At 36.5% G+C, this 15,624-nt stretch carries 16 protein-coding genes, 1 tRNA gene and 1 pseudogene; 5 read left to right on the forward strand and 13 right to left on the reverse strand.

The window, feature by feature from the left end:
- Positions 1-64 precede the first annotated feature (64 nt).
- Positions 65-1,834, forward strand: a complete 1,770-nt coding sequence (locus ACTJJF_RS02640; RefSeq protein ID WP_440698589.1) for a TonB-dependent receptor — start codon at positions 65-67, stop codon at positions 1,832-1,834.
- A gap of 21 nt (positions 1,835-1,855) precedes the next feature.
- Positions 1,856-1,927, forward strand: a tRNA-Arg gene (locus ACTJJF_RS02645).
- A gap of 547 nt (positions 1,928-2,474) precedes the next feature.
- Here the strand turns inward: ACTJJF_RS02645 and ACTJJF_RS02650 are convergent.
- Positions 2,475-3,455: pseudogene (locus ACTJJF_RS02650) on the reverse strand (recombinase family protein); the annotation flags it as partial.
- Between the two features lie 49 nt (positions 3,456-3,504).
- Positions 3,505-3,729: a hypothetical protein gene (locus tag ACTJJF_RS02655; protein WP_440698590.1), complete on the reverse strand. Its 225-nt coding sequence runs from the start codon at positions 3,727-3,729 to the stop codon at positions 3,505-3,507.
- A gap of 555 nt (positions 3,730-4,284) precedes the next feature.
- Between ACTJJF_RS02655 and ACTJJF_RS02660 the strand changes: the two genes are divergently transcribed.
- The 3 genes from ACTJJF_RS02660 (at position 4,285) to ACTJJF_RS02670 (ending at position 6,314) form a co-directional block, all read left to right on the forward strand.
- The gene (locus tag ACTJJF_RS02660; RefSeq protein WP_440698591.1) at positions 4,285-4,695 is read left to right on the forward strand and encodes a single-stranded DNA-binding protein; all 411 of its coding nucleotides are present in this window, start codon (positions 4,285-4,287) and stop codon (positions 4,693-4,695) included.
- Between the two features lie 39 nt (positions 4,696-4,734).
- Positions 4,735-5,808 carry a DUF932 domain-containing protein gene (locus ACTJJF_RS02665; RefSeq protein WP_440698592.1) on the forward strand — a complete coding sequence of 358 codons (1,074 nt, stop codon included), beginning with the start codon at positions 4,735-4,737 and terminating at the stop codon, positions 5,806-5,808.
- 62 nt (positions 5,809-5,870) lie between these two features.
- On the forward strand, positions 5,871-6,314 hold the full coding sequence (locus tag ACTJJF_RS02670; RefSeq protein WP_115929557.1) for a JAB domain-containing protein: 444 nt from the start codon (positions 5,871-5,873) through the stop codon (positions 6,312-6,314).
- 257 nt (positions 6,315-6,571) lie between these two features.
- On the opposite strand, the gene ACTJJF_RS02675 is transcribed toward ACTJJF_RS02670, so the two are convergent.
- From ACTJJF_RS02675 to ACTJJF_RS02725, 11 genes are all read right to left on the reverse strand, one after another.
- Complete coding sequence (locus ACTJJF_RS02675; RefSeq protein ID WP_440698593.1) at positions 6,572-7,030, reverse strand: DUF3872 domain-containing protein; 459 nt, start codon at positions 7,028-7,030, stop codon at positions 6,572-6,574.
- Positions 7,031-7,103: 73 nt separating this feature from the next.
- Positions 7,104-7,535: a conjugal transfer protein TraO gene (locus ACTJJF_RS02680; RefSeq protein WP_440698594.1), complete on the reverse strand. Its 432-nt coding sequence runs from the start codon at positions 7,533-7,535 to the stop codon at positions 7,104-7,106.
- Between the two features lie 64 nt (positions 7,536-7,599).
- A complete protein-coding gene (gene traN / locus ACTJJF_RS02685; RefSeq protein WP_440698595.1) occupies positions 7,600-8,499 on the reverse strand; it encodes a conjugative transposon protein TraN in 900 nt (299 codons plus the stop codon).
- A 21-nt stretch (positions 8,500-8,520) separates the two neighbouring features.
- A complete protein-coding gene (gene traM, locus ACTJJF_RS02690; protein WP_440698596.1) occupies positions 8,521-9,813 on the reverse strand; it encodes a conjugative transposon protein TraM in 1,293 nt (430 codons plus the stop codon).
- The gene (locus ACTJJF_RS02695) at positions 9,782-10,087 is read right to left on the reverse strand and encodes a hypothetical protein (protein ID WP_440698597.1); all 306 of its coding nucleotides are present in this window, start codon (positions 10,085-10,087) and stop codon (positions 9,782-9,784) included. Before ACTJJF_RS02695 ends, traM begins: the two co-directional genes overlap by 32 nt.
- A gap of 10 nt (positions 10,088-10,097) precedes the next feature.
- Positions 10,098-10,721, reverse strand: a complete 624-nt coding sequence (gene traK / locus ACTJJF_RS02700; RefSeq protein ID WP_115929551.1) for a conjugative transposon protein TraK — start codon at positions 10,719-10,721, stop codon at positions 10,098-10,100.
- Positions 10,722-10,736: 15 nt separating this feature from the next.
- On the reverse strand, positions 10,737-11,729 hold the full coding sequence (traJ, locus tag ACTJJF_RS02705; RefSeq protein ID WP_440698598.1) for a conjugative transposon protein TraJ: 993 nt from the start codon (positions 11,727-11,729) through the stop codon (positions 10,737-10,739).
- 1 nt (position 11,730) lies between these two features.
- Positions 11,731-12,363: a DUF4141 domain-containing protein gene (locus tag ACTJJF_RS02710; protein WP_115929550.1), complete on the reverse strand. Its 633-nt coding sequence runs from the start codon at positions 12,361-12,363 to the stop codon at positions 11,731-11,733.
- Between the two features lie 20 nt (positions 12,364-12,383).
- Positions 12,384-14,894 carry a TraG family conjugative transposon ATPase gene (locus tag ACTJJF_RS02715; protein ID WP_440698599.1) on the reverse strand — a complete coding sequence of 837 codons (2,511 nt, stop codon included), beginning with the start codon at positions 14,892-14,894 and terminating at the stop codon, positions 12,384-12,386.
- Positions 14,891-15,223 carry a DUF4133 domain-containing protein gene (locus tag ACTJJF_RS02720; protein WP_440699223.1) on the reverse strand — a complete coding sequence of 111 codons (333 nt, stop codon included), beginning with the start codon at positions 15,221-15,223 and terminating at the stop codon, positions 14,891-14,893. Before ACTJJF_RS02720 ends, ACTJJF_RS02715 begins: the two co-directional genes overlap by 4 nt.
- Before the next feature lie 11 nt (positions 15,224-15,234).
- Entirely contained in the window at positions 15,235-15,540 is a 306-nt protein-coding gene (locus tag ACTJJF_RS02725; RefSeq protein WP_159478904.1) for a DUF4134 domain-containing protein, read from the reverse strand.
- Positions 15,541-15,624: the final 84 nt, after the last annotated feature.

Consider the following 15,624-nt stretch of genomic DNA (forward strand, 5'->3'; position numbering starts at 1 on the left):
AGTATCCTATTCGTGTAAATAGTTATTATACTTTTTATATGAATATATTAATACACTCATAGTAATGAACAGAAAAATTCAATTATTATCCATATTATTTTTAGGAATTTCGTCGGTGGCGTTTTCCCAGATCAAGGAGGAAAAACTGGTTCTTAACAAAAAAAGAGAGCCGGAAGTGAAGAAGATCGAGAAGAAGAAAACTTCTGTAGAAACCATTAAGAACTATCCGCCGGAAGAGAAGTCCCAGAATCCTGTGAAATACACGATCACGGATGTTCCTGCGGTTTCAGATTTCAAAACATCAACCATTCAGGGTGAAGATGTAGCTCCGAAATTTGACGGAACAGCCCAGAATAATTATGTTCAGTTCGGAATGGGAAACTATGGGAAGATCCTGCTTGACGGAAACATTTCCAAGACCCTTGAAAATAAGTTTGAAGTAGGAGGAGATGTACATGTGCTTTCTACGAATGGCCTTAAAAAAGAGTATGACTGGAATTCCAAGCAAACTTCAGCTACGTTCGGGGCTTTCCTTAATTCTTACGGGGAGAAAGGGAAATTCAATATCAATGCTGAGTATGGGCTGAATAACTATAACTATTACGGGATCTATGCGATGACACCTTCTGCAGATGTTGATCTGAAGCAGAAAGTGAATCAGTTTAAGGTCAACGGATATTATGATTTCTATTCCAATGAAATTCTGAATGATGTAAGAGTGAAATCATCATTCCTTAAAGATCATTTTGATGCCCAGGAAAATCAGGTTTCCATTTTGGCTAATTTATCAAAACATGCTGTAGAATTAGGAAAATCAGGTATTAATCTGAACGCTGACCTTGGCGTAGGATTAGAAGCTGTAAAGACAGATTTTGCAATCAGAGACAAGAATTCTGCTAACTTCTTCAATACCAGCCTTACTCCGAAAGTAACTTTCAGAAAAGGAGATTCTTATTTGATGTTAGGTTCCTCATTCTCTTTTCTGAATGCCAAGAATTCGAACAACCTGATGGCTGAGCAGCTGAAAAACAATAAAACCTATTGGTTCCCGCAGGCTGAATTCCAGTTTGCTGCTGCGAAAGAATTTAAATTCTATGGTGGGGTAGACGGCGGTCTGAAACTTAATACCTACGGTGACCTTTTACAGGCTAATCCATTTGTGCTTTCTGACCAGTATTTAAAGCCAACAGAGACCAGATATCATTTTTATGTAGGATTGAGAGGGGATATTGATGAAACGTTCAAATACGACTTCTCTGCAGGTTTCGGAAAGATGAGAGATATTATGTTCTTCAAAGCCAACAATATTTTTGATGACGTGTATACGCTGAACCGTTCTGCATACAATTTCGCCAATACTTTTTCTGCAGTATATGATGACGGAAATGTAAGCGATATCAAAGGAAGTGTGCAATATTTCCCGTTGGAAAACTTAATCATCGACGGGGAATTGAGGTTCACCAAGTACAATTTGAAGAATTACGAGAATATTTATAACGTTCCTTTACTGAATGCAAGCATTGGAGCAAAATATACGATGCTGGACAAAAAACTACTGTTAGGATTCAAAGGGATCTTTGCAAGTGACAGAACAACAAACTCTTATACCATCGAAGGTGTGGCAAATCCGGGGATGATTTTCCAGTCTACGGAGAACACAAATGATAAAGTTGGGGGGTATGCTGATTTAAATCTTTCCGCAGAGTATAAAATTCACAAAAATTTCAGTATTTTCGCACTCGGAAATAATCTTCTGAGCTCAAAATACCAGACGTACAAAGGATATAAAGTCCTGGGTGCACAGATTCTGGGAGGAGTGAAGATCACTTTCTAATTATTCATAATTTATGAATACGGCTGCATAGTTTAATGGATAGAACTTCGGATTTCGGCTCCGACAGTGAGGGTTCGAATCCTTCTGCGGTCACTCTGCGGGAAACAGCATTTTTAGAAGTGCTGTTTTCTTTTTTTTTACTTTGTAACTGGTTGTTAATCAGTAATATTTGGGTCAGTGCGGAATTTAATTTGGGTGTTCGAAAATCATTTTCTTGAAATTCAAGTTTTTCGGCCAAAATCGAACACAATATAGAATTTTTTGTCTCATTATCACCTTTAATGTACAATTGAGAAAGGTTTGGCAAAATGTTTAGAACCTGGTCAAGCTTTGCTCTAATATCTGTATTTTTACGTGATAGCCTTTGATTCTGAAGTTCCATTTCAAGCTCATCAATTTTTTTCTTACTTTCATTTTTAATAATCTGATAATCCTCAAAATCCAATTTGTCTTCGAGATACTTTTCTCTAGCGATAGATAACCTATTGGTTAAATTAACAATCTGTTCGGAAAGTTCCCTTTTCTTTCCATCAATATTTTCCTGTATGTATTTAAAATTGCTTAATATTATCTCTTTTAATAACGTATTTATGCTTTCATGGTAATCATATTTCACTAATTCTTTTTCAAAGGCAGAATTAACCTTGTCTGAGCTATGTCTATAGCCGCACTTAGAATTACAGTGATAGTAATAATAAACATTTTTCTTGCCTTTGGATCCGCTACCTGAAATATGTCCTCCACATCGTGGACATTTTAAAAAGCCTCTCAGTGGAAATTCATTTGCAGTGATAATTTTACCTTTGGGTCTTTCAGTCCAAGTTTTTCCACTTAAAACATTCTGCACTTTATAAAATAGGCTTTCTGATATCAAACTTTCATGATTGGCCTCAACAATACAGGCCTCCTCGTCTTTGTATGCTTTAATATATATTTTGCCAATATAGACCGGATTTTTTATTGCTCTGTAAAAAGAAGTACTGCTAATTTTTGCGCCTTCCATCTTATTCATTTTAAGTCTTATCTGGTTGGTCGCATATTTACCCTTAGCAATTTCATTAAATGCCCACCGCATATTTGAAGCCTCAGGTTCTTTTAGGGCTACATATTTTCTTCCATCTTCAGTACATTTATTAATATAACCATAAGACGCGGTGCCCATCAGTCTTCCTTCTTTTTGAGCTCTTCTCATCCCATAGAAAGTATTAAGTGCTCTTCGATCATTTTCTACCTCTGGTGCAGCTAAATAGATGGCAAGCATCATTTTGTTTTCCGGTATAGACATATCCAAAGGTTGTTCTATAGCTTGAGGTGAAATATTATTACTCAACAGTAATTTTATCATTTGATAGGCATCACCAGCGTTTCTACTAAAACGATCCCATTTAGTAAATAAAACTAAGTTGGATTTCAGATTTCTTTTTTTGATATAATTGATATATTTAGTCCACTCTGGGCGATTGAAGTTCTTAGCTGAATGATCTTCGAATATTACTTGTCCAATAGTAATTTGGTTTTGATGACAATATCTTTCCAATCTTTCATGCTGATCACGTTGAGAATAGCCTTTGTCAGCCTGTTCATCAGTAGACACTCTTATGTATAAATCTGCTATCTGCATAATCTTTCTGTTTTTATTCAAAGTGATAGTAATCAGTGCAATATATGAATTATTTAGAAATGAATTCTTTTATTATAAGTTCTGCAACCTTATGCATAATATCGGAAATTTCCTTTACCTCCTCATCTGTTAATTTGAAGCCAGAATCTAAAAGTATTTTTTTTGACTTTTCGAATGAAAGCTTTTGAATGCCATTGTACCGATATAAAGATTGTGGTAATTCTTTACTAATAGAATTATCCTTTCTTGTCTTTATATGGTGATTTCTCTTCATGAATTTTATGTGTATGTAGAGATACCGACAGTATTCATTTTTATTCTGACTTAAAGTATAATTATTGACAGTGTAAAACGAGAAATTTGCTTTTTATGGATATTAATGTCCGTTGTTGGCCGATCTTACCATTAGCAATTTCCAAAAACCTTATGTTAACCGAAAAACGAGCGGCTTTTCTTGTAGGTTTAAATTTTCAGTATAAGGTGTGTAGAACCTAGTAGGATAAATTTCAGTTGTGCTTTTAGACAATGCTAAATTATTATAGATAAAAATATTTTCTCAATAAACCGGTAAAAAGGCAGCTAAGGTATACAGTTCAGCCCTTACTTAATCCAGTCAAAAGACTACGGCATAAACGGTTTCCTCCCTAAAGGTACCCTCCAATTATTCCGTTTCCTTTTGACTTTTTCTATTGCCCTATAAAATTATCTGCTTTCTTTTTTCCGGTTTTTCTTTTGAAAAATATTTAGCGAAGCCCACGAGGGCTTTCAGAGAAAGGAAGGAGAAGAGATTCAAAACATATCAAAATGTGCAATCTTAAAAAGAACAATTATGAACATTATCGGAAGACTGACAAGAGATGCTGAAGTCCGCACTCTGTCAAACAAAAAACAAGTAGTCAATTTCTCGATTGCTACCAATGACAATTATCGCAACAAACAAGGCGAGCGAATCGAACAGACAACTTTTTTTGACTGCTCCTATTGGATTTCTTCAAAAGTAGCTGAAATACTTAAGAAAGGGACATTAGTGGAGCTTATTGGAAGAGTTTACACAAGAGCATGGATTGGAAAAGATGGACAAGCACACGCTGGTCTGAACTTCCATACATCACAAATTAAATTACACAGTAGTCATAAAAGAACTGAAGGTAAGTCTACACCCATCAACAAGAGAAATGATAAGGAAATCGGTCAACCTAAATCCAACGAAAGTGATAAGGATGATGACCTTCCATTTTAAGTCAATCAAAACAATTTTATAACATTTAATAACAATATCATGGCACATAATTTAAATTTCAACAACCGAACAGGAAAATATTCATTTTTCAGCGTAAAAGAAAAAGTATGGCACAACTTAGGGCAGATTGTAGAAGAACATCCGACAAGTGAAGAAGCCATTAAATTTGCGGGGCTTGATTACGAGGTAGAAAAATCTCCTCTATTTACGAAAGGTACAGGGCTAGTAGAATTTCAAGACGGACTAAAAGTGAGTGATTCCGAATTGGAAGTTCCAAACTATTTTGCCAATATCCGCACTGATAATAATACTGTATTAGGTGTAGTTGGTAAAGATTATCATATTGTACAAAACCGTGAAGCATTTTCTTTCTTCGATTCTATTGTAGGAGGTGGTAATGGTATTCTGTACGAGACTGCGGGAGCATTGGGAAATGGAGAGCGAATTTTTATTACCGCTAAACTTCCCGATTATATCCGCGTAGGAAACGGGGACGACATTACAGAAAAATACATTTTTTTGACGACCTCACATGACGGAAGTGGAAGTATTACCGCTGCATTTACTCCCATTCGTATTGTTTGCCAAAATACTTTGAATGCTTCACTCAAAAATATGAGTAATGTCGTAAGGATAAGACATACATCAGGCGCAAAACAACGTTTGGAAGATGCTCACAAAGTCATGGGGTTAGCAAATAAACTAAGCAATCAATTAGAGGAATCTTTTAATTATTGGGCAAAAATTAAGATTGGTGACGCTGAAATGAAAAAATTAATTCAATTGGCACTTTCCCCCAATAAAGAAACTTTAAACCATCTGCAGAAAGGAAATGGTGAAGAATTGTCTACGGTTTTTAAAAACACAGTGGATGATGCATTTGCCTATGCGATGATGAGTGATGCCCAACAAATGGAAACCACGAAAGGGACCTTATTCGGTGCTTACAATGCGGTAACAGGTTTCTATCAGAATGTAAAAACCTACAAAGATGACGAAGCCAAATTACAATCCATAGTTATGGGCGGAACAGCTCAAATGAAGTCTCTAAAAGCGTTTGAGCTTTGTGAAAACGTTGCTCATTTTGGAGTAGACATTTTAAAAATGAACTGAAAATAATTTATTAATTAAAACATACGGTAAATGCAAGTCTCCACCGTATAGGAGCATATCAAATGAAATTCAATATTGTAAATGAAATAAAATTAAGCTATTCAAGAAAAGGTAATTCCGACAAAGTAATCAGTAATTCATATGATGCGGCAGAGGTATTTCGACAACATTTTGATTCTGATGAAATAGATTATAGAGAATCTTTTTTCGCTTTATATTTAAATCAGAGTAGTAAGGTTTTAGGAATAAGAAAGATTTCTGAATCCGGAATTTCTTCAACTATAGTGGATGTTCGGATAATTATGCAAACAGCCCTTCTCTGTAATGCTTCTTCTATAATTGTAGCACATAATCATCCATCTGGAAATTTAAAACCCTCTAATGAAGATTTAAAAATTACAAAGAATATAAAAAATGCATCCGAATTCTTAAATATTAAATTACTAGATCATTGCATTTTAACATCGACAGATTATCTGTCTTTTGCTGATAACGGATATTTGTAAAATTTCTAACTAATAAAATAAACGACAATATTGAATTGTCGTTTATTTAAAACTTTCGGCGAAAAGACAATTCCTTCCTGTGGTCGGAAACGTCTTTTTGCAAGTCATTAAGAGTAACCCTATTGATGAAAATTTTCTCACTTAAATTTTTTCAAAAAGGTTACAGTTATTTCGAGAGGCTACTTCTTACAGCCTGTAATGGGAAGAAAAATTAAAGGTTATTTCTGATGAAATAGCCTAATACATTATATTTTACATTATACAGTTTCTGCGTTTTGAGGACTAAACTGTATGCTCAGCTTTTGCTCATTTCCCATATTGTCTGAAATCCAAATGTCAAAACTTTGAGATACTGTTGATTCAGAAGTATAATATAACCTAAATTCCTTTTCAGTCAGGAGATATGAATCGTTGGGTAAAAAATGAGGTTCATTGAATAAACGTAATGTACCCTTTCCATCAAACTGAAAATACCTGAAGAAATACTCAGTTTCACTATAGTTACCAACAGAAATAATGCGACATCTGATTTCCACAGTTTCTCCGTTAGCAATGTATTTTGAAACAGGCATTATTTGCACTTCAAACGAAAAATTTTTCTGTACCTGTAATTCATCTTCTGAACAAGATGAAAAACAAAGCTCGACTGCAAACAAAGTTGCCATAAGGTACATAGCGGCAAATAAATGTTTTTTGATATTGATTACATTTTTCATAATAATCTTTATTTTATAAGTTAAATCTGATTCCAAGACCAACGCCAGGTCTTATTTTTTCAAGTGAAGTATTCTATACTATTTTTGCTTTATAAAAGCCTGTTAAAATAATCCGATCCGACAGATAGGTTTCAACACTAAGTTTTACACTTCCCCCATACACCCACGATGATTCATTCAAGAGTACGGCTCCGTCATAGAGTAGTGTCTCACTTTTATTAATATTCTCATATCCTCCGGTGGCGGAAAATGTAGAATTGATTAAAAAGCTTTTTGTCAGATCCGCAATCAAATTAAAACTATAACCGAATTCAAGACTGTAGTTTTCAACTGGAACATCAATCTTTTTATACGGAATGATCTGTCTGCCGTATTCAAATGAATAAATCGAATAGTTCCCTTTTTTTGAATAGATAATAAAATCGGTATTGACGAAATAATTTCCGGATGACTTTTTCAACAGTAATCCTGTATTGATTCCGATACTTTTTTGCTTCGGTAACATTCTTTGTGCTTTGACTGCGTAAAAACATAAAAACACTGTTATTAACGATAATAAACTCTTCATGTTAGTTTAGTTTTAATTGAATATCATTGACCACTTTGGCACTGATCAAATCTGAATTTTCTATCTGAATCTTCTGATGTCGTCCGCCATCTTTTTCCATCAATTCAATCTCTACTATCTGATCTTCTAAAAGCGTAAACTGGTCCATGAGATAAAGAAATTCACCGTCGGATTGGTAGTTGACTGTAGGGTTAGGAGAATAAGTCCTGAGAGGAGATAATACCCTATCCTGAACGACAGTTCTTTTTAGATTCTTTTTGTCGGTAATTTTGAAAGTGACAAAATCAACGTCAAAAGAAACATTGCTTTTGTTTTTAATTTGAAAAATAAAATAAAACTTTCCTTCATGTACATACAGAGATTTTAACAGAAACTGAATTCCAAAACTTTTTGAACCAATGTGCTTTACTGTTCTTTTGGGAAGTTGGTACAAGGTTTTTATCAATAATTCAGTCAATGATGAAGATTCTCCCTTAAGTTCTTCAAACAGGACATCTGTAGAGTATTCTTTTTCCTGATTTCGTTGTAATTTCAGAAGGTCATAATTCAGAGTGTCTGGATAAGAACTGTAAAAAACATCAAAATTGTAAAATTTACCATCCTCAGTAATGACCGAAAAGTTTGTTTCTTCGTCGAAATCTCTTACTGAGGATTTTATTCTGAGAACATTCGCTACATCGTCCGCTTTATTGGCAATCAAATTTTCGCTTCCCAGATCCACGTATCGGATGGGAGATGGAAATAATAAATGTGTTGTTTTATTGTACGTAACTTCCATCTTGTAAGGTTCCAGTTTGGCCTGAGAAAGCGATGCGAAACCTGAATTTTCCTGAGCTGCTAATCTGCAGATACCGAAGAGTATCAACAGAACCGAGAAACATATATTAAGTCGTATTTTCATTAATTTTAATTTAAAGGTTAATTATTTTTTTGAAACTAAAAGCACCTGATGCCCTGCCTTAACAGTAACTTTAGGCTGTCTTACTTTCTTTTGAAAGTATCCTGAAACTCCCTGAACCAAACCTCTGGTGAGATCGGCAGCAACCTGTTGTCCTGCCGATTGGGTCATCATAATATTGGTGCCGGAATTCTGGCTCATGTTGGATGCTATATCCTTAATAGCGGTCTGTTCTGAAGAGTAGGGAATGTAAAGCCCCAGCTGCCCATCATTATCATGAATATTAATCTCGACAGGGGTTATAGTGCCTTTGTATTCAATGCTTGAAATTGCGAGTAACAATCTTCCTCCCTGAAACTTTCCTGCTGCTTTTAACACAGTACCTGAAGGAATGGTTGTCTTTCCAAGGAGCAAACCTTGTGTTAGTCGTAAGGGCACCATACTTTCATTTACCAATGTCATGGTTTCATGTATTACTGCATGGATACTGTTGTTATTTTGGGGTACAGTATTTTCCTGTTCATTCTGTAACCCCGCAAATCGATTATGACTGATGGATGCTGAAAACGTACTGTCTGAAGGTTCTCGATACAAACTGGATACGACGTTGCGTTTTTGAAGTTGTACTGCCGTTATTTTAACTTTGTTTTCTTCGGGCACTCCCTCGGAAGTTTTCTTAGGTTCAGGTTCTTCCTGCTGTTTTGGCGCAGGTAGATATTTTGCAGCCATCTGATAAGACTTTTCCATCAATTCTAACTGATCATTAATTCCTACAGTACTTGGAACTGCATCCTTGTGTGAAATTTCATTCTTAAGCCTGTTAATTTCCCTTTTTAATTGAGTAACCTCATGGTCGTCTTTGCTGTAAAATGAGCTTAATGTTTGTTGTGCATTACGGTAGCTGTTTAAAGCATTCTGATCTGCGTTCGTATTGTTATAAGATTCTGGAGATAGAGCGGTCAGCTGATTCGAGCCGTTTGATTCACTCCAATAATCTGAGAGGCTTGTCATAGCATTTCTTTTTTCTTCATTTTTCTGCTCCAACAATTCTAGCTCATACGCCTTCTGCTTATCTGCTTGTAATTTGTCATCCGCGGCTTGTGGCACTTCAGCATTTAAACCTACCTCTTGATTAGTTGTTTTATCATCTTTTGGTTTAAAAATCAGATACAAGGATCCCATACAAGCAATGAACATTAAAAAGTAAATGATCGGCTTTTTAAATTTTTCCCACCCTGGCTTACGATCCAAAGGTTCATTTTCGTCTGAGGAATGTATACTTCCTTCAGTGATTCTGATGTGACTTGTCTCTTTCATGGGGATGTTTATGGGGTGAATAATTAGCTGGGTTTTCAAGCGGCTGATGTTGCATCTTTATCTTCTTTGGAATGTTATTGATATGTCCAACTGAAAGAATGGTTCGACTTTTTGAATCTTTTGACCATAGATGAATAACCGTTAAAATCGTCATTATCGCATACCCTGCAAAAAATATCTTGGTCAAAGAGCGTTGTCGTTTGGTAGGTAAAGATTTCCATTTCCGTTCTGCTTTTTTAACGAATTCCTCTATTTTTAATCTTAATTTTTTCATATAGCTGTTTTTATCGGTTAACAGTTTCAACATCTTTGTTCTCAATGACATTGAATTTTTCAATCGTAAACCCCTGAGGGTTGCTGTCTGACCTCACGGAATTGACCAGTTGACAATTCGTTACAAGATTTCGGATCGTTAAATTACTTGCGCGGATAATGAATTGCTTCCCATAAGTTTTTACAGCATAGGGATAGTTGTTAAAATCTGCTACTACACTGTCAATTTCAACGCGCTGTTGAATATTTCCGCTGATGATCCTATTGTAATACCCTTTCTCAGAGAGATCCTTATAGTAATTGAATGCAGATTGGTCGGCCATATTAAAAGCTCTTTTTACATTGCTCTCAATAGCACTTTTATCAGGAGCTACTGTAAAAAAGAGTTCGTGAAAACGTCTTACATGTTCTCTGGCTTCTACAGGTCTGTTGATAGACATATCCTGGGATAGGGCAACCATCAGTGATTTACCATTGTCAAGGACATATATCTTTTGTCTTTGTTCTTCTGCAAAACTGTACGATTTGTACACAACAATGCCGACAACTCCAAAACAAAGGATGGCAAAAACAAAGGTGAACAATCTGATTTGCTTAAAACTGTTCTCTATATTTCTTAAGGTTTTAAATTCCATTTTTTTGTTTTTTGATTATTTAAGGAGTTGTCCTGAAATATTACCTGCCGCTGCGCCAGCAGTAGCACCCGCAACATTTCCTGACTTTTGTGCCATTTGGGTAACATTACGCATAAAGTTTCCGGCTCCGCCCGCCTGAATGATCCAGCCTGTAACGGTAGGCACAGTGAAATAGCCAATGATTCCAATGATCATGTAGATAATGTAGACCGTATTGGAAGTATCTGGAATAAAGTTGGGATCTGCCAGCATTTCAATATCCCTTTCTATAATAAGGGATTGAATCTTTGCCAGGATAGCACTGAACATATCAGCCACCGGTAACCATAGGTATACACTGATGTATCTGGTCAGCCATTGGGTAAGCGTAGACTGAAAACCATCCCAAACCGATATGCCAAATGCAATAGGACCAAGGATCGAAAGCACAATGAGAAAGAAAGTTCTGATTGTATCAATCACCAATGCCGCTGCCTGAAAGAGTATTTCCAGAAATTCTCTGAAACCGTCTCTGATATCTTTTTTAATGGCAAACATTTCCCTTTCAATATACATTCCCGACATTGTCACCAAATCAGAAGGTGACCATCCCAGTTCTTCCAATTTTTTGTCAAATTCTTCATCAGAAATGAGATAAGCCATTTCAGGATTTCGAAGCATAGCCTCCCTTTCCAGCAGATCTTTTTTCTGTTGCAGTTCATTAAGATCTAATACCTGACCCTCCAGCATGGAGTGGCTGCCTTGAACGACCGGACTTAATACTCCGTTGATACTGCCTAAGACAATTGTTGAAAAGAACATAATGCAGATTCCGATGGCAAATGGTCTGAGCATAGGAAAGAGATCAATCGGTTCGGCACGGCTTAATGCCTGCCAAACCTTTACAGCCACATAAAATAATGCTCCTAGCCCTGCAACTCCTTTTGCTACTGCTGCCATGTCTGCACACATCGGCATCATCTCTTCATACACGGAACGAAGCACCTCATGTAAATTAGTAGGTTCCATCTTACCAGTATTTTTGATTAACAGTACCATACAGGTTGAGAACTCTTTGCGCGTTGTTCTGCTTTTTAGCTCTCAGATAGCTGACAGAGATATTCTTATTGGTGTAATATCTTACCAGATTATGATAATCTTTCACCTCTTTATATACTCTGTCAATAATTTCCATTCTTTCCTTATCATTCAATGATAGATTGGTAGAAGTGACAATCTGCTTTAGTTCTTTAAGCAGTTCAGTGCTTTCGTTCAATAGTGTTGAATAACCGTTAGCGATAGCGGTCAACTCCTGAGCATTGAAATTGGGATCATTCAGCATCTTTCCGAAATTATTGACATACATTTCGGAAACATCACCCACCAATAAAACAGTCTGCTGAACTTTACGGGCATCTTTTACTAAATTGTTTACTGCTTTCAGTTTGTCATAATATTCCTTACCCTGCTCATACACCTTCTTCACTTCATTGAAGTTCTTAACTACATTCGAAACAGTCGATGAGGTCTGTACAATTTCATTGGCGGAGTTGAGTATTCCTGAAGCCAGATTAGCAGGATCCGTAACCACAAATTGTGCTTTTGCAAATGATGTTATAGCTAATACAATAACCATAACTGTTGTAATGATTGAATTTTTCATTGTTGTAAAATTTTAATGATTTAAGTTTCTTTTGTATTCGATTTGATTCTCTTAAGAGAAATCCTCTTGATGGCATGCTCTACATTGCCATCAAGTTCAGAGGCCAGCTGCATAACTTCCATTTTCTCCGTTTCTTCTGTGGTATAAGCCAGATATTCTTCTGTAGAAACTTCTGTGGCATATACAGCAGAGTGCGTTCCTCCTAATCCGATCCAGACTTCTTTGTACAGTCTTTTCGGATCATTATTCATATTGATGGAAAGAACCTGTGCTTTTTCTTTGTCTGTAAGACCCAGCATAGACTGAATGTCATCAAACTTGTTCATGTATTTCCGCTGATCCAAAAGGATTTTACAGTCTGAATTGTTGATGATGCTTTCCTTAACAATGGGAGACTGAATGATGTCATCCACCTCCTGTGTAACGACAATGGCTTCTCCAAAGAATTTTCTTACAGTTTTGAAGAGATATTTGATGTATTCAGCCATTCCTTCTTTAGCAATTGCCTTCCAGGCTTCTTCAATCAGGATCAGTTTTCTGATTCCTTTCAGTCTTCGCATTTTGTTAATGAAAACTTCCATGATGATAATGGTTACAATGGGAAAAAGGATTTTATGATCCTTGATCGCATCAATTTCAAAAACGATAAATCGCTTAGAAAGAAGATCTAATTGCTTTTCTGAATTCAATAAGTAATCATATTCTCCGCCTTTATAATAAGGCTCTAAAACATTCAGAAAGTTGGCAATATCAAAGTCTTTTTCCCTGACTTTTTTTTGCTTTAATACTTTTTGATAATCATTTTTTACATACTCGTAAAAGCCATTAAATGAAGAGAACTGCTCATTATTTTTGATTCGATCAATATAGCCGCTGACTGCATTTGATAAAGCAACTTCTTCGGAGCGGGTTGGCGGTTCATCATCTCTTTTCCATAGTGTGAGAATAAGTGTTTTGATGCTTTCCCTCTTTTCAATGTCAAAGATACCGTCGTCGGTGTAGAAAGGATTGAAGGCAATCGGATTGTCTTCTGTATAAGTAAAGTAAACTCCATCTTCACCCTTTGTTTTACCTTTGATCAGTTCGCATAACCCCTGATAGGAATTTCCGGTGTCGACTAACAGAACATGGGCTCCCTGCTCATAATACTGCCTCACCATATGGTTGGTGAAAAAAGACTTCCCACTCCCCGAAGGTCCCAAAATGAACTTGTTTCGATTGGTAATGATTCCCTGTTTCATCGGAAGATCTGAAATATCCAGGTGGATAGGTTTTCCCGTCAATCGGTCTGCCATCTTTATCCCAAAAGGTGAAGGGGAATCCTGATAATTGGTTTCTTCAGTTAAAAAACATAAGGCAGGTTCTATAAACGTGTAGAAACTTTCTTCACTCGGAAAATCTCCTGCATTCCCGGGAATTCCTGCCCAGTATAATGTGGCAGTATCTGTTGTATTATGCCGTGGCTTACATTCCATGAGTGCCAAAGCACTTCCTGTGTCATTTTTAAGTTGTTTCAATTCATGGGGATAGTCAGACCACGACATCACATTAAAATGAGCACGGATGGATTGTAATCCAAAAGAATGAGCTTCGTTGAGGTATTTCTCAATCCATTCTTTATTGATCTGATTGGCTCTGCTGTACCTTGCCAGTGAATGCATATTTCTGGCGGATTTTTCAAACTTGTTCAGATTATCATCACTGTTATCAATAAACAGATATTGATTGTAGATGTGATTGCAGCTGAGTAGCAGCCCAACCGGAGATGCAAATGAGAGTAAGCAGTCACTTCTGTCGGTACTTAACTTTTCGTATCTGCTGTGCGAAGAAACTGTACCCGGAAGATCATCCGTATCCGAAAGAGTGTGCATGCTGATGCGGTTGTTACCAATACGCATTTCTTCTGCTGCTAAGTTGAGGTCTTGGAGAGGTGGATTAATTTCTCTCGACAGAGTCAGATACTGTTCTAACAATCCCGATTGTTTTGCTGTTCCCGTAATTTCATCAGCGGTCATTTTTTCAAGAAAAACATACCCACTGTCATTCATAATCCTTTCAAACTGATCAACCGCTTCCATGAATCTGCTGATCACTTCTTTATCCCTGATCTCTTTTGGAATCAAAACTCCTTTACAAAGTGATGAGAAATTACTCTGCGCTCTCATCCTTTCCTTTGTTGTTTTGGTAAGAAACAGATAGCAATAATGATTCAGGAAAGGTCTTTCGTTAAAGTGCCTTTCAAAAGACTTGGATAGAAAACTTTGATCGTCATTAGATAAATCGGGACGGTAATTTTCCTTGATAAACCAATCCTGTTTGTGAACGATGCTGTAATCAGGTAATGTCTTTATGGCTTTAAACCAAGCCGAATGGATAGCTTCATACTCAGCTGACACTACCGTAAACAGTTCCGGAAGCCTTACCTTGAAACAAACCGTAACATCAGCATCTTTTGAAATAATGCAGTTCTCTTCTACACCTAGCAGTGGAAATCTGCTTTCCAGCGTTGTCGCTTTGGATTGATTTCTCATGCTGTAGCTTTTTTAGATTGTACCTTGATATACCTGAAAATGGATTTTCGGCTGATGATGTACCTTGGATGCTTCTTTTTTGCTCCCAATTTCATTAATCCATGTTCTCCATACTTTCTGTTGAGAGAAAAGGTCTTCCAAATGAGAAGACCAGAAGTAGTTCCTCCAAGAAGTAAGCAGATATAGGTATTGACACCAGCCATATACATGATCATGATAAATACAAGTATTCCCAATAATCCTCCTGCAAAAATGAACAGGTACTGTGCTTTCAATCCTTTGAACTCAACCGTTCTTCCTATTCCCTTGTTGATATGATAGGTATTCATCATCAATGATTTTAAAGGAAGAATGAACGTAGGATGGTAGCTGCAACTATTAAAAAAATACAAGCTCCAAACCAGCTGGCAGCAGTTTTACTGGTATCAGGGTCACCACTGCTGAATTTGTTGTAAACCTTGACCCCGCCAATTAAGCCGACCACCGCACCGATGGCATAAATCAGTTTCGTTGCAGGGTCAAAATAGGAAGTAACCATTTGAGTTGCTTCATTGATTCCGGCAGAACCATTTCCCTGAGCATTCGTACTCAATCCGATTAACAGAAGCAATGCTGTTAACACGATTTTTTTTCTTTGTCTTTTCATAATGAATAGATTTTTATGATTATGAAAACCCGTGCTTTAAGGGTTCTGAGACAAAGGTGTTTGATATAGAAATGCTTTTTAAAT

The sequence above is a fragment of the Chryseobacterium sp. 22458 genome, assembly GCF_052044975.1.
Classification (GTDB): domain Bacteria; phylum Bacteroidota; class Bacteroidia; order Flavobacteriales; family Weeksellaceae; genus Chryseobacterium.

Excerpts from the sequence above, each read along its gene's own strand:
- ACTJJF_RS02640 (WP_440698589.1), top strand. The coding sequence starts at position 65 with ATGAACAGAAAAATTCAATTATTATCCATATTATTTTTAGGAATTTCG.
- ACTJJF_RS02655 (WP_440698590.1), bottom strand. The coding sequence starts at position 3,729 with ATGAAGAGAAATCACCATATAAAGACAAGAAAGGATAATTCTATTAGT.
- ACTJJF_RS02660 (WP_440698591.1), top strand. The coding sequence starts at position 4,285 with ATGAACATTATCGGAAGACTGACAAGAGATGCTGAAGTCCGCACTCTG.
- ACTJJF_RS02665 (WP_440698592.1), top strand. The coding sequence starts at position 4,735 with ATGGCACATAATTTAAATTTCAACAACCGAACAGGAAAATATTCATTT.
- ACTJJF_RS02670 (WP_115929557.1), top strand. The coding sequence starts at position 5,871 with ATGAAATTCAATATTGTAAATGAAATAAAATTAAGCTATTCAAGAAAA.
- ACTJJF_RS02675 (WP_440698593.1), bottom strand. The coding sequence starts at position 7,030 with ATGAAAAATGTAATCAATATCAAAAAACATTTATTTGCCGCTATGTAC.
- ACTJJF_RS02680 (WP_440698594.1), bottom strand. The coding sequence starts at position 7,535 with ATGTTACCGAAGCAAAAAAGTATCGGAATCAATACAGGATTACTGTTG.
- traN (WP_440698595.1), bottom strand. The coding sequence starts at position 8,499 with ATGAAAATACGACTTAATATATGTTTCTCGGTTCTGTTGATACTCTTC.
- traM (WP_440698596.1), bottom strand. The coding sequence starts at position 9,813 with ATGAAAGAGACAAGTCACATCAGAATCACTGAAGGAAGTATACATTCC.
- ACTJJF_RS02695 (WP_440698597.1), bottom strand. The coding sequence starts at position 10,087 with ATGAAAAAATTAAGATTAAAAATAGAGGAATTCGTTAAAAAAGCAGAA.
- traK (WP_115929551.1), bottom strand. The coding sequence starts at position 10,721 with ATGGAATTTAAAACCTTAAGAAATATAGAGAACAGTTTTAAGCAAATC.
- traJ (WP_440698598.1), bottom strand. The coding sequence starts at position 11,729 with ATGGAACCTACTAATTTACATGAGGTGCTTCGTTCCGTGTATGAAGAG.
- ACTJJF_RS02710 (WP_115929550.1), bottom strand. The coding sequence starts at position 12,363 with ATGAAAAATTCAATCATTACAACAGTTATGGTTATTGTATTAGCTATA.
- ACTJJF_RS02715 (WP_440698599.1), bottom strand. The coding sequence starts at position 14,894 with ATGAGAAATCAATCCAAAGCGACAACGCTGGAAAGCAGATTTCCACTG.
- ACTJJF_RS02720 (WP_440699223.1), bottom strand. The coding sequence starts at position 15,223 with ATGAATACCTATCATATCAACAAGGGAATAGGAAGAACGGTTGAGTTC.
- ACTJJF_RS02725 (WP_159478904.1), bottom strand. The coding sequence starts at position 15,540 with ATGAAAAGACAAAGAAAAAAAATCGTGTTAACAGCATTGCTTCTGTTA.